At 63.8% G+C, this 12792-nt stretch carries 12 protein-coding genes; 3 read left to right on the plus strand and 9 right to left on the minus strand.

Annotation, left to right across the window (positions count from 1 at the left end):
• Nucleotides 1-2 precede the first annotated feature (2 nt).
• The 4 genes from PJL15_RS15605 to PJL15_RS15620 all read right to left on the minus strand — a co-directional run bounded on the left by PJL15_RS15605 (nucleotide 3) and on the right by PJL15_RS15620 (nucleotide 4431).
• Nucleotides 3-365 (minus strand): GNAT family N-acetyltransferase, encoded by a 363-nt coding sequence (locus PJL15_RS15605; RefSeq protein ID WP_281452057.1) that lies wholly within the window; start codon nucleotides 363-365, stop codon nucleotides 3-5.
• Nucleotides 362-1705, minus strand: coding sequence for an acyltransferase family protein (locus tag PJL15_RS15610; protein ID WP_281452058.1), 1344 nt, complete (start codon nucleotides 1703-1705; stop codon nucleotides 362-364). The genes PJL15_RS15605 and PJL15_RS15610 overlap by 4 nt, the downstream gene beginning before the upstream one ends.
• 102 nt (nucleotides 1706-1807) lie before the next feature.
• The gene (locus PJL15_RS15615; RefSeq protein WP_281452059.1) at nucleotides 1808-3016 is read right to left on the minus strand and encodes a M20 family metallopeptidase; all 1209 of its coding nucleotides are present in this window, start codon (nucleotides 3014-3016) and stop codon (nucleotides 1808-1810) included.
• Entirely contained in the window at nucleotides 3013-4431 is a 1419-nt protein-coding gene (locus PJL15_RS15620; protein WP_281452060.1) for an MFS transporter, read from the minus strand. The genes PJL15_RS15615 and PJL15_RS15620 overlap by 4 nt, the downstream gene beginning before the upstream one ends.
• A gap of 129 nt (nucleotides 4432-4560) precedes the next feature.
• Here PJL15_RS15620 and PJL15_RS15625 point away from each other — a divergent pair, with 129 nt between their 5' ends.
• Nucleotides 4561-5571 (plus strand): Lrp/AsnC family transcriptional regulator, encoded by a 1011-nt coding sequence (locus PJL15_RS15625; RefSeq protein WP_281452061.1) that lies wholly within the window; start codon nucleotides 4561-4563, stop codon nucleotides 5569-5571.
• 469 nt (nucleotides 5572-6040) lie between these two features.
• On the plus strand, nucleotides 6041-6460 hold the full coding sequence (locus PJL15_RS15630; RefSeq protein ID WP_281452062.1) for a VOC family protein: 420 nt from the start codon (nucleotides 6041-6043) through the stop codon (nucleotides 6458-6460).
• Between the two features lie 69 nt (nucleotides 6461-6529).
• Here the strand turns inward: PJL15_RS15630 and PJL15_RS15635 are convergent, their stop codons facing one another.
• The 5 genes from PJL15_RS15635 to PJL15_RS15655 form a co-directional block, all read right to left on the minus strand.
• Complete coding sequence (locus PJL15_RS15635; RefSeq protein ID WP_281452063.1) at nucleotides 6530-6916, minus strand: DUF1304 domain-containing protein; 387 nt, start codon at nucleotides 6914-6916, stop codon at nucleotides 6530-6532.
• Between the two features lie 39 nt (nucleotides 6917-6955).
• A complete protein-coding gene (locus tag PJL15_RS15640; RefSeq protein WP_281452064.1) occupies nucleotides 6956-7825 on the minus strand; it encodes a class II fructose-bisphosphate aldolase in 870 nt (289 codons plus the stop codon).
• Nucleotides 7825-9291 (minus strand): GntP family transporter, encoded by a 1467-nt coding sequence (locus PJL15_RS15645; protein ID WP_281452065.1) that lies wholly within the window; start codon nucleotides 9289-9291, stop codon nucleotides 7825-7827. The genes PJL15_RS15640 and PJL15_RS15645 overlap by 1 nt, the downstream gene beginning before the upstream one ends.
• Before the next feature lie 104 nt (nucleotides 9292-9395).
• On the minus strand, nucleotides 9396-10298 hold the full coding sequence (locus PJL15_RS15650; protein WP_281452066.1) for an NAD(P)-dependent oxidoreductase: 903 nt from the start codon (nucleotides 10296-10298) through the stop codon (nucleotides 9396-9398).
• 17 nt (nucleotides 10299-10315) lie between these two features.
• Nucleotides 10316-11809, minus strand: a complete 1494-nt coding sequence (locus tag PJL15_RS15655) for a four-carbon acid sugar kinase family protein (protein ID WP_281452067.1) — start codon at nucleotides 11807-11809, stop codon at nucleotides 10316-10318.
• A gap of 128 nt (nucleotides 11810-11937) precedes the next feature.
• On the opposite strand from PJL15_RS15655, the gene PJL15_RS15660 reads away from it, so the two are divergent.
• Nucleotides 11938-12741: an alpha/beta fold hydrolase gene (locus tag PJL15_RS15660; RefSeq protein WP_281452068.1), complete on the plus strand. Its 804-nt coding sequence runs from the start codon at nucleotides 11938-11940 to the stop codon at nucleotides 12739-12741.
• Nucleotides 12742-12792: the final 51 nt, after the last annotated feature.

A 12792-nucleotide genomic window follows, 5' to 3' on the forward strand; every position in this document is an offset into this window, starting at 1 on the left:
GGCTAGTTGTTGTCCGCTTCCGATTCAACCGCGGGCTGTTCCTTGGGCCAGTCCACGTCCAGCTCGTAGCCTTCGTGTTTTTTCAAATACCCCGCAATGAACGGGCAGTGCGGGATGATGCGCTTGCCCGAAGCCACGACGTCGTCCAGAGCAAAGTGCGCCAATACGTTGGCCAGGCCTTGGCCCTTGAACTGGGACCTCGTCTCGGTGTGAATGAAATCGATGTGGCCGGGCTTGTCCATGAACTGCGAAATCACCGCCAACTCACCGTCCACGTGAAGCTCGTAGCGGTGGAATTTGTCGTTGCGCACTGTAGTAACGCCGGGGCGGAACGACTCGGCCAGTGAATCCGTATTCTCGGTCATGATTCGAGATTGGCACGTAAATCGTGCGCTGGCAACGTGAGTCCCGGCGCCTCCGCGCGTTTCACTTGGGCCGGCGGCAGCACCGGCGTCGGAACCCTGCCCAGCAGCAGGACCGACAGTGCGAAGCAAGCCGCTCCCCCGCCCAGCAGGGCGAGCGTCAGGCCATTGAACGCGGCGTCCGCCACCGGAATAAAGACCACGACGGCGGCCGTCACCACCGCTACCCGCGCTGGGCCCCGTGCGTGGCTGGCCGCCATGGGGCGATCCTCAAGGCGACCGAAAATCAACACCACCGGGACAAGGAGTACCACTACCGCGAGGAAGACGGGTATTCGCGCCCACCACCACTCAGCCGTTTCCGCCATGGACTTGGGGACATCCGTGAGCAACAACAGCCCGGACATGCCAACCAGGACGGGAAGATGCCACAAATACACGGTCATGGAGCGGCGCCCTGCCACGGCAATCACCGCGCGGATCCAGCGGACTTCAGCGAGCCACCGCACGCCGGGGGCCAGAAGCTGCAGTGTCGCCGTCTGCGAGATACCCAGAAGGAGCAGGCACAGATTGGGTGGATTGATGTTGACCACCATGTTGCCCGGGTACACCCCGACGCCAGTGACGAGCCCCAACAGGAGGTTGTTGGAGACAATGGCACCCACCAGCCACGTGCGGCTGCGGTGCTCGAAAAAGCCATCGGCCTTGAAGAAGCCCAGCTGCTGGACCGCGCACCACACGAAGACCATGTTGGTGAAGGCGAGTACCGGAACAGCCCCGCGGAGGGAGTCGATGGAGATGATCGAAACCACCAGCGCCGCGAATGTCAGCAGCGGCGCACGTTCATGGAATCTTGCCATCAACGGGATGCTGAGCTGGGCCGTGAGGTACGCGGCGAGGAACCACAGCGGCATCGCAGCCCCGGCAGTCATCAGTTGGATGACTTGCGGGTGGACGCCCAGGAGCAACGCGATCCACAGCCCTCCCCACATGAAGGCAAGCAGGGCCATAGCCGGGCGTACCAGGCGCAGAAGGCGAAGCTGGGCGAAGTCGAACCCGGTCCCGCCCGCTGCCTTCAAGCGGCGCCACGACTGGAGTCCGGTGACGCCGCCCAGAACAAAGAACAGGGGAACGATCATCAGCAACCAGAGCACAGGCGTGAACCACCCCTGTTCCATGAGCACGTTCCGGGTATCGACTGTCCCGTCCTTGTGCAGGACAGGGCTCACCATCATGCAATGGGCGGCCACCACCAGGAGCAGGCAGGTGAAACGGACAAGGTCGATCGCCGGATCCCTCTGCGCAGCCGTTGGGCTGATCGCAGGAAACGCATCCCGCTCCATGGCTCTCCCTACCAGGCAAGCACCCGGGTACTGACTCCCTGCGTGCTGACTCCATTGTCCGCCCGGGGAAGCAACGGAGCCAGCAGCGGGGCGCCCTGCTCGCTAGGTGCGTGTCTTCCGTAGCAAGCGCTCCCGGTACGCCGGATTCACGGCGGCGGCACACGCAGCCGCAGCGAGCCCGAAGGCGGCGTCGAGGACCGCCTGGTCCGCTCCGGCTGAGGCGCCGAATGACGCGAATTCTGCAGTGTGGTGTGCCGCACCGCGGACGTCGTAGCCAACCATCGGATGGATACTGGGCACCAGCTGCGAAACGTTGCCCATGTCAGTGGAGGCCACAGGATCGGTACTGCAGGCCACGTCCCGGCCCCGCGCGGTCATCGCGTCCCTGTACGCCTGGGAGAGGAAGGCGTCCTGGCGCAGTTCGGCATACGAGTTGCCCGAGGGTGTCACTTGGAGCGTGCATCCGCTGGCGTGGGCGCCGCCTTCGAGGCAGCGCCGCACTTTGTCCTGGATGGTTTTCAGGATGCGGATGTTCGGGGCACGCATTTCAACGTTGGCTCTGGCACGTTCGGGGATGACGTTGACCGCGCTTCCGCCTTCCGTGACGATCAGCGAAACGATGGACCCCGCGGGAAGTTGCTGCCGGGCCAGGGCGATGGCCGTTTGAGCGATGACCATGGCATCCAGGGCGTTGACGCCCTCAGCAGGAGCAGCCGCGGCATGGGCAGGCCTGCCCTCGAACAGCACATCCCACATGCCCATGGCCAACGAAGAACCACCCACGACGTCGGTTGCTGCCGCGTGCGCCATCATGGCCAGGGAGACGTCGTCGAAGAAGCCTTCGTCGATCAAATCCACTTTCCCTCCGGTGGTCTCCTCCGCCGGTGTTCCCAGGACCTTGACGGTGATATCCAGTTGCCCGGCCACGGCCGCGAGCGCAAGCGCCGCCCCCACGGCGCTGGCTGCGTTGATATTGTGCCCGCACGCGTGTCCGATGGCCGGGAGGGCGTCGTACTCAACGCACAGTGCCACCACGAGCTCACCCGAACCGAACCGCGCGCTGAAGGCGGTGGACTGCGACGGCTGCTTTTCGTCCAAGGTGAAGCCGGCTTTCCGCAGCACCCTTTGGACACGTTTGACGGCCCGGAACTCCTCGCCGCCAAGTTCCGGATCCGCGTGGATCGAATGGCTGAGATCCAGGATTTCGGGCTTCCAACGCTGAAGGTGGCTGTCCAGGATGGCGCGGATGTCGTCGCGGGCGGGAAGTACGACGGCGGAACTTGGGCTGCCGTTGATGGGACCTGTCATCATGCGGTCACCTGCCCGGACGGACGCTTGGGATAGCTTGCGCTGGCCGCTGCCGCCACCAGGGCCGCGACGGCCAGCGCACCCCAGATGAAGAACAGGCCGCCCTCAGTGATGTGTCCCGACTCGGCATTGGCGGAAGAGATCAGCTTTACGACGGCCGCACCCACCGCGATGCCAACCGACAGGGCAAGCTCGTTCAGGCCTGCAGCTGTGGAGGTTTCCTCCAAGGGCACCCCTTCAACCGACAATGAGCGCGTGCCTGCCTGGTACATGCCCAGGCTCAGGTTGAACATGGCGAAGCCAACGCAGTACCCGGCCAAGGAGCCGTGGGCCAGCAGCATCACCACGAATCCCCCGGCCAGCAGGACGCCCGCGAAGACCAAGGTGGTGCGTTCGCCGAACTGCCGGAGCGCCTTGGTTGTCAGGAGTGAGGAACCCAGGGACAGCACTGATGCGAGGGCCAGGACAACAGCGATCATAAGCGGGCTTAGGCCGAAGCCGTAGCCCGTCTTGTCCGGGTTGGAATGCAGGAAGATGCCGTTGGTTCCGAAGTAGCTGATGGATGCGAAGCCAAAGAAGAATGTGGCCATCGAGACTGCACGGATCCTGGGAATGGCCAGCATGCGCAGGTCCATGAACCGCTTGCCCGGGGCGGCGCTGGCGTCACGCTTGGCCCAGAACGCCAAGAGGACCAGCCCAAGCAGTCCTGCTGTCAATGTGCGGGCGTCCAGCCAACCCCATTCGGGCGCCATGGAAAGCGCCACGACGAACCCGATGAGCCCCAGGGAGCAAGCCAGCAGCGGCGCAAGGGCCAGGCCCTCACGTGTCGGGACCCCGGCGTCGGGCATCAAGAAGGAGCAGACGAAGGCGACCACCGCGAACGGCACGGCAACCCAGAAGCCGAGCGTCGGATCGGTAACGCCCACGATCCCGGCCAGAAGTCCACCAGCTCCCACCATGATCATGAGCATGCCGATCATGACGCTGACGCCGGTGCGGGTATGGCCCGGGCTGGTGACGCGGAGGATTCCCATCATCAGCGGGATGAACCCCACCACGCAGGTGAGCATGACGACGCCAAGAGTCACTGTCCACAACGATGGCCACAGCGCCATTTGCAGCACGCCGACCGTCACCACCGCGGTGGACCAGCGCAGCACCAGTCTGTAGCCGTAGCTGTCTCCGAGCCTCGAGATGATCGGGGTGAGCACGGCAAAGCTGACGTTGGAGATGAGGAAGATGCCGTTGATGGTGGGATCGTCGATCTCGAAGACCGGCCCCAACGCCGGGAGGATGGGGTTGAGGTACCCCTGCGTGACGCCGCTAAGCGATTCAATCAGTGCCATTGCCAGGATCAATCCTGTGATGGTCCGGCGAGTCACGGCTGACGTCGCCGACGGTGCTGTCTTGCTTGCCATGTGCTTCCTTGGGTGTCGTGTCTTGCGCAGGATCTCTGCCTGCGGTAGGTGGTGATACGAGTCACAACGTTATGACCAGCGTCTACACTGACTACGAAATTGTTCAAAACCCACTCAAAGCAGGCAACAGTGAACGAATCAGCCATGATTTCCGAGTTGGACCTGGAAATCGTGAATGCCCTTCAGATCAACCCACGGGCTGAATGGAGCCGGGTGGCGGATGCCCTTGGGCTGTCCGGGCCCACCGTTGCCCGGCGCTGGAACACGCTTGCAGAGCAAGGCCAGGCCTGGATTACGCCGTCCCCCGGGCAGCGCTACCTCAACACAGGCTGGTCCGCCTTCATCCATTTGTCTTCCACCCCCGGCGAGAGCGAGGACTTGCTTGAGCGCCTGTGCGCGGAGCCTTCGTTCGCCACCGTCTCCCTGGTCACGGGCTCGCACGACATCTTCATGGACTGCTTCGCTTCAAGCCACGCGGAATTGATGGACATCGTCACCGGGACCTTTCCGCGGCTGCCCGGGATAACCCACAGAGAGGTAGTCTTCGTCACCAAGTTGTACCGGCAGGCCTCGGAATGGCGCAGCGGTACTTTGGAACCTGCCCGGGCACGACTCGTCTCGGCCGAACCCCTGCCCGAGCAAGCAGGCTACTCACCCGATCATTTGGACGCGTCGCTGTTGGAGGAGCTCGCAAAGAATGGCCGTGCCACCTGGGCTGAACTGGGCGCCGCCTGTGGCGTGTCACCCCAGACGGCGCGCCGACGCGTGGAGCGGTTCCTCGCTGCGGGCTACATATCGCTTCGGTGCGATACGTCGACGTCGGCCCAGCAGGGCCTGAGGGAGGTCACTTTGGTACTGAACGTCCCGGCCCATTTTGTTGACGACGTCGGCCGCTACTTTGCTGCCTTGCCGAACTGCCGCTTGAGCGCCCAGGTCCTGGGCGCGCAAAACCTGGTGGTCACCCTGTGGGTCCGCGATTACCTGGAGGTCCAGGCTTACGAACGCGAACTGGCCGAGCGCGCTCCGGGCAGTGCAGTCATGTCCCGGCAGGCGGTGGTGCGGACCTACAAGAGGCTTGGCCATGTGCTGGATGAATCGGGCCGGAGCCGCAAAGTGGTGCCGTTGCCGCTGTGGAAGTGAGTCCGTTGCGAGCTTGTCCACAAACAGGGAATTGCGCGTCCGGAAAACGATAGTCTGGTGGCAGATGGGCAACAGCTCATCGCACCGTTAACGAACAAAAGACCCGATAGCAGTCGGGTCTTCGTTCAGCGCGATGCGCTCATTGATGCGGTATGAGGGCCATAGAACCTCAAACGCCACATCTTGAGTCTATGGCCCCCGCACCCACGGCGCAACGCTCCGCTGCTGCCCTGGGTGCGGCCGTGTCCTTTTCCTCCGGGAGGAGGTGCCGGCATGACATTCAAGCGTAGACGCGAGGAGCCATGGGGCGCCTGGAACCTGGCGGTCAACATTCTGCGACTCGTCGTTGATGTGACCCGCTGGTTCTGGCACAACATCCCGTAACAGGGAGCGGAGGCTGTCGGCAAATACGCTGGCAGCCTCCGTCGGGCTCTGGACGGAATGCCCAAACACCGGCAGGATCAGACCCATGACTACGTCCATTTTCGTGAATTTGCCCGTCAGCGACCTCGAGGCATCCAAGGCCTTCTACACAGCGCTTGGTTACACCATCAACCCGAATTTCACCGACGAAACGGCGGCTTGCGTGGTTTTCAGCGACACGATTTACACCATGCTCCTCACCCACGAAAAATTCAGCCAGTTCACCAAGCAGCCCATCGCGGACACCAAAAACTCGACGGCGGCCATCGTCGCCCTTTCAGCCGACAGCCGTGAAGACGTGGATTCGCTGGCAAACAAGGCCCTCGAAGCGGGCGGCTCAGAGACTTACGACCCGCAGGATCTCGGATTCATGTACAGCCGGGCTTTCAGGGACCTCGATGGCCACCACTGGGAAGTGCTGTGGATGGACGCCGCCGCAGCCCAGGCCGGCCCGCCGGAGCACTAAAGGACAACGCGGGGTCACTTATGGCCCATGTTGACGGCAAACATGGGCCATAAGTGACCCCGCGTTGCTTTAAAGGAGGGCGAGGATTCCAAGCACGACGGCGAGCAAAGGCGTTGTGCCCTGGAGGGTGGCTGCGCGGAGGTACTTCCGCCCGCTGGCCGCGAGGACCAAGGCGGCCAGGAGCATGGAGCCGCAACTGCTGAACACGAGGGTCCAGCCCACCTGCGGTGCCCCTGCCCAAACAGCGATGATTCCGATCAGTGCGCCGATGGCCAGGAACAGGTTGTAGAAGCCCTGGTTGTAGGCCAAGGGCTTGGTGGTCTCGGCGTCTGCCTGTGAAGTGAGGCTGAAACGCTTCCACGTAGCCGGCTTGGTCCACGTGATGGACTCCATGGTGAAGATGTAAACGTGAAGCAGCGCGGCAATCAGCGCAAAAATCAGGGAGGCCAGGATCATGGTCTGATCCTAGCCTCCCTGTGTTCTTCGGCCCGGCCGTCAGGTGCTGAGCAGCTCCAGCGTGGCGCCGGCAAATGCCGCAGCTGACCCGTTCCAGCGGGCCAGCAATCCTTGGAGGTTCTCACCATCTGCCCGGTGCGCAGGGGTTTCAGACTCCAGTGTGGCAAGGATCCCGGTCCGCAGCTCGGTGTTGAAGTTCACTTTGCCTACGTTCATGGACGGCGCTTTCGCGAGCTCCTCTGCCGGGATGCCTGAGGCGCCATGCAGAACCAACGGAACGTCCGTGCGGGAAGCAACTTCCTGCAGCACGTCCCACCGGATATTCGGCTCACCCCGGTACTTTCCGTGAACGTTGCCAACAGCAACAGCCAGCAGTTGCGCGCCGGTTCGCTCGACGAAGTCGGCCACCTGCGCAGGGTCGGTGAGACCGGGGACGGAAGTGGCGGCGTCGGGCGCTGTTGCTGAAAACGCCCGGTCCTCGTCGCCCGCCAGACCGCCCAGTTCCGCTTCGATCACGACGTCGGAACGGCCTGCCGCAGCCAGCGCGGCACGGACTTCGCGGACCAAAGCGATGTTCTCCTCCAACGGCAGCGACGAGCCATCGGCCAGAACGGAGTCCGCACCAGCCGCCACGGAGTCGAGGATGACCTGCAGCTCCGAGGCGTGGTCCAGTTGCACTGAAACCGGAACGCCCGCGGAGTCGGCCAAACCACGGAGGGCCGTGATGAGTCGGAGTCCGTTGGCGGTGGAGGCAGTCTTGGGAGCCACCAGGAGGATCACGCCCCGCCCGGATTCCTCGGCTGCCGACACCACGGCCAACGCAGTGGTGAAGTCGTAGCAGGTGAAGGCCGGGACAGCGGAGCCGGAAGCCAGGGCGGAGTTGACCAGCTGATCGAGTGCAGCGCGCATCAGTGGGCCAGGCCTCCAACCAGGATCCAGGCCACGTAGGTGAGGACGAAGCCGGCCAAGCCGAGGATGGTGGTGAGGACGGTCCAGGTCTTGAGTCCGTCGGACACGGTGAGGCCGTAGTAGCGGATCACGGTCCAGAAGCCGGCATCGGTTACGTGGGACAGTCCGAGCGCGCCAAAGCCGATGGCGATCACGATCACGGCGATCTGCGCGGGCGAGTAGCCACCTTCCATGACCGCAGAGGTGAGCAGGCCCGTCGTCGTGACGATTGCCACCGTGGCCGAACCCTGGGCGGCACGCAGGGCCAACGAAATTATGAAGCCGAGCACGATCACCGGCAGGCCGAGGCTGTCCAATGTGTGGGACAGCGCAGCGCCAATGCCGGACGTCCGGAGGACTTCACCGAACACGCCACCGGCAGCAACCACCATCAGGATGGAGGCGATGGGAGGCAGGGCGCCCTCGAAGATCTCGCCTGTTTCCTTGAGCGACCAGTTGCGGCGGACGGCAAGCAGGAAGAAGGAGAGGGCAACAGCCACCAGCAAAGCGAAGAACGGGTTGCCGATGAACGACGCTACGCCGTACCAGTAGTTGTCCTTGGCGATGGTCAGCGTACCGACAGTACCGAGGAGGATCTGGACGATCGGAGCGGCGATCAGAAACATGATCAGGCCCGGACGCGGCGGGGCGATGGCGCGAGCCCCGGGGCCGTCATGGCCAACGTGGACGAGCGAATCGGAGCCGAATTCTTCCACCTGGGCCTTGACGCCCGGAAGCAGTTCGTAATCCTTGCGGTTCATGATGCTGGCCACCCAGTAGGACAGGAAGCCAAGGGGAATGCAGATGATCAGGGAGATCATGGTGATGAGTCCGATGTCGGCACCGAACACACCAGCGCCTGCAACGATGCCCGGGTGCGGCGGAACGGCCACATGGATGGACAGCATGATTCCGGCCATGGGCAGGCCGAACTTGATCGGGTGGACCTTGGCGATCTTGGCGAACGCGTAAACGATTGGGACCAGGACGATCACACCGACCTCGAAGAACACCGGGATCGCCACAAGGAAGCCGACGGCGGTCAAGGCGACGGCGACGCGCTTGGCACCGAGCTTTTCCGTGAAGTGGGTGGCCAGCGACTGAACGCCTCCGGAAACTTCAATCATGCGGCCGAGGATGGCGCCGAGGGCGATAAGCAGTGCCACCTTGCCCATGGTGCTGCCGACGCCGTTGGTCACCACCGTGAAGATGTCCTTGAGCGGAATCTGGGCGGCAACGCCTACCAGGATGCTGACGGCCAGCAGGGCAACAAATGCCTGGATCTTGAACCGGATGATCAGCACCAACAAAAGGGCGATGCCCGCGGCGGCGATGGTCAGCAGAAGCGGTGTTCCCAGCTCCACTGCGGGCTTGATCGCCGGGGCGTCAGCGGCCCCGACCATGAGGGAATTGATGAGGGGATTCATTGGGGCGGTGTCTCCTTTGACAGACCAGTCTAAAGAAGACCGGCGGGAGGTGGCGGCGACGGCGAAGGGGGGATCGCCGTCGTCGCGCGTTCTGGGGTTGGTGCTTAGGCGGTGCGCTTGGCAGGCGCTACGACCTTGATGACGGCGGAGTCGTCTGCGGCGGCGAGGCCCTGGGCCTGGCCGAGGAGGTAAAGCTGTTCTGCAGCAGCGGCAACGGGCGCGGCGAGTCCTGCGGCCCGGGTTGCCTTGCCCACGATGCCCATGTCCTTGACGAAAATGTCCAAGCGGCTGAGGACCTCAGCGCCTTCTTCGTCGTAGGCCTCAAGAATGCGCGGACCGCGGTTGGAGAGCATGAAGGAACCGGCCGCTCCAGCTTCCAGGGCGGCCAGGGTCTTGGCTTGGTCGAGGCCCAGGGCGTCAGCGAGCGCCAAGGCTTCAGCGGCGGCAGCAATGTGGACGCCGCACAACAGCTGGTTGACCGTCTTGAGGGCTTGGCCGTCGCCGGGCTTGTCGCCGACGATCGTCAGCGTGGAGGCCAGCAGTTCCAGTGCAGGCCGGGCCTTTTCGAGGGCTTCGGGCTCGGCACCCACCACGATCAGGAGATCGCCTTCGCCGGCACGCTTGGGGCCGCCGGACAGGGGTGCATCCACCAGGGACACGCCGTATTCGGCCAGTTTGGCCACGGTTGCCGGAATGGCTTCCGTGCCGACCGTGCTGCCCAGGATGACGACGGCGCCCGGCTTCAGGACGGTCGCGACACCGTTCTCACCGAAGAGGACATCGTCGAGTTGCTCGCCGTTGCGGACAGCGAGCAGCAGCGCATCAGCGTCCTGAGAAGCTTCACGGGCCGAAGCGAAGGTCTTGATGCCGGCTGCCGCCGCGAGCTCCAGGCGGGGTTCGGCGATGTCGAAACCGTGCACGGTCAGTTCGGATGCGAGGCGGGTAGCCATCGGCAGGCCCATGGCACCCAGGCCCAGGACGGTGACGGTGTAGTTGCTGCTGGTCATGGTGTTCTCCGTTGAATCTAGAAGGAAGTGCTGAGTTTGCGGGTGACCTGGGTCAGTGATTGGTCATCGCCCACGTTGCCTGCGAAGACGATGTAGGGGATGCCCTTTGCGGGGCCGTCCACCGGCTCCCACAGCGAGACGATGCCCGGAAGCATGGGACCGCGGACGATCCCGTGGCGGATCTCCAGTCCGTGCGCGGCGACGTCCGAGGACGTGATGCCCCCCTTGGCGATGACGAACCGTGGCGGGAAGGTCTTGAGCGTGCGGTTCACCACGGCCACGACGGCGGCGGAGACGGTGCGGGCAATCTTCAGGCTCGCTGCGGCGTCGTCGGTTTTGATGAGGAGGCGGCTGGTGTGGACGATCACGTCGCCTTGGTGGAGGGCGTTCACGACGTCGGACACAATGGTTCCGATATAGGCGTCGGCTTCCGCCTCGCCGGCCAGAAGCTTCTCGACGTCGATTTCGATGATCCGCGCGGAGCTGTGCTGGGAGGTCAGGTCGTTGAGCTGGCGGGTGGTCACGCCAACATGGGAGCCGACCACGATCAGCCCGCCTGCGGTGGAGGGAGTGTTGCCCGCGAAGGCTTCTTCGGCGGTGAGGGCGGCACGGATTTCCTGGCCAATGCGGCCACGGACGAACGGCGGCCCAACGCGGTAAAGGAGCTTCTTGCCGCGGCGCTCGGCTTCTTCGAGACCGAGAGCCAGGGCCCGGAAGTCGTTCTCGGTGACGATGTCGGCAACGATGGGGGTGGAGTTGGTGGCCGGTTCAATGGCGTCCGCAATGGCTTTGGCCGAGATGGCCGGGTCTTGCGCGGAGGCGCCGGCGCGGATGATGTCCAGGTCCAGGACGATGACGCTGCTGGCGGGGAAGCGACCTTGTGACTTCTCCTCCACGTACTTGGCCATCTCGGAGTTGGTGAAGCCAAAGCTCGCGTCCTTGGCGAATTCCGTCTCGGCCACAGGGGTGAGCTTTCCGCCGTCGGCCCGCATGTAGTGGACGCCGCCGATGGTGACGCGGCCGGCGTCGGGAAAGGCGGGAACAATCACGACGCCATCTGTCTTTTCGCCTGTTTCGGCGGCGACGGTTTCGGCTATGGTGTCCGGTTCCACCGGGTAGTGGCCACGGAGGGTGGAGTCGCTGCGGCTGACGAAGCCCAGGCGCAGGCCGTCCCCGGAAGCGGCGGCAGCGGCGAGCGCGTTGCGGACGATTTCCTGGTTGCGGGCAGCGGCTTCGGCCGGGTCCAGGCTACGGGTGTTGGTGAGGACGTACACGGCAGGTTTGGTCTGGTTTTCGCGGATGTGGGTGAAGGCCCACGCGAAGTCCTCCACGTTCCAACTTGTCAGGACAGCCAGATCTGCCACGGACTGCGTGCCTGTGGGGTCGTCATCGAGGACCACCAGGACGCGGGGGCTGCTTGCGGTGGACGCTGCAACGGCGTCGGCCACGAGCTGAGCGGGAATCCGGACTTCCGCCGGAAAGGCGGCAAGAACATCGGCTTCAAGAATCACTGTGCACTCCATCGTGGAAAATCTCTACTGCGATTTGTGTATGTAAGATGTCAGACATCTAACATTTGAATTAGTGTGACATACCGCCCTTCACTGCGCAAGGAGACCAGCGTCACTACGCTGGGTAGATGGCAGAGAACGTGGTTCCGCATCCGTTCGTGGCTATTCGCGAGCCCGCCGTTTCCGCAGGTGGAGGCGTACCTGTGGTCCTTCTCCATGGCTGGGCTTCAAGTTCCGCGTACTGGGATCCGTTGGCCGAAAAGTTGCTCGCCGCTGGAATGAACGTGTGGGTTGTGGACCTTCCCGGCTATCACCCCGGGGAGATTCTGCCCGTTGGATTCGAGTGGACCCTGGACTCAGCGGCTGCTGCCCTTGCGGCCGCCCTCGAAGCCAGGCACAGCGGACAGGTTCACGTGGTGGGCCACTCCCTGGGCGGAAGCGTGGCCCTGACGCTGGCCGCCAATCATCCGGAGCTGGTGGCAACCCTGGCGCTGGTTGGCATGGTCCCGGCACCCCCGAACGAAGGCTTCCGGTCCATGCTGGAGTCTCAATGGAAACAGGGCTTCATTGATCCCGAAACCAAGTCCCGTTGCATGGAAGCCTGGTACGGCCACTTGTCCCCGGAGGACGAAGAGCTGCTCGGGCGCGGATTCAATGTTCCCTTCGAGGTTCTTGGCTCCAGCGGCAAGGCGGCCATGACCGGCGTCGAACCTTCAGTGCCTGGGCGCGTTCACGCGCCGGTGCTGGTGCTGGCTGGAACCGCCGACCGTTTACGCACTTTGGACCAGATGGCCGCGTTTGTGAAGGCCGACCCGCGACGTCGATTGGCACCCATTCCAGAGGCCGGGCACAGCGTGCATTGGGAGCAGCCGGGGCAATGCGCGGAGGCGCTGCGGGAATTTTGGAGCACCAGCTGGCCCGCGCCAGCGTAAGATGTCTGACATCCATCCCGCCCGGCTACGCGGGCACAAGATGGATGGGAA

The organism is Paenarthrobacter nitroguajacolicus, from assembly GCF_029952445.1.
Taxonomy (GTDB): domain Bacteria; phylum Actinomycetota; class Actinomycetes; order Actinomycetales; family Micrococcaceae; genus Arthrobacter; species Arthrobacter nitroguajacolicus_B.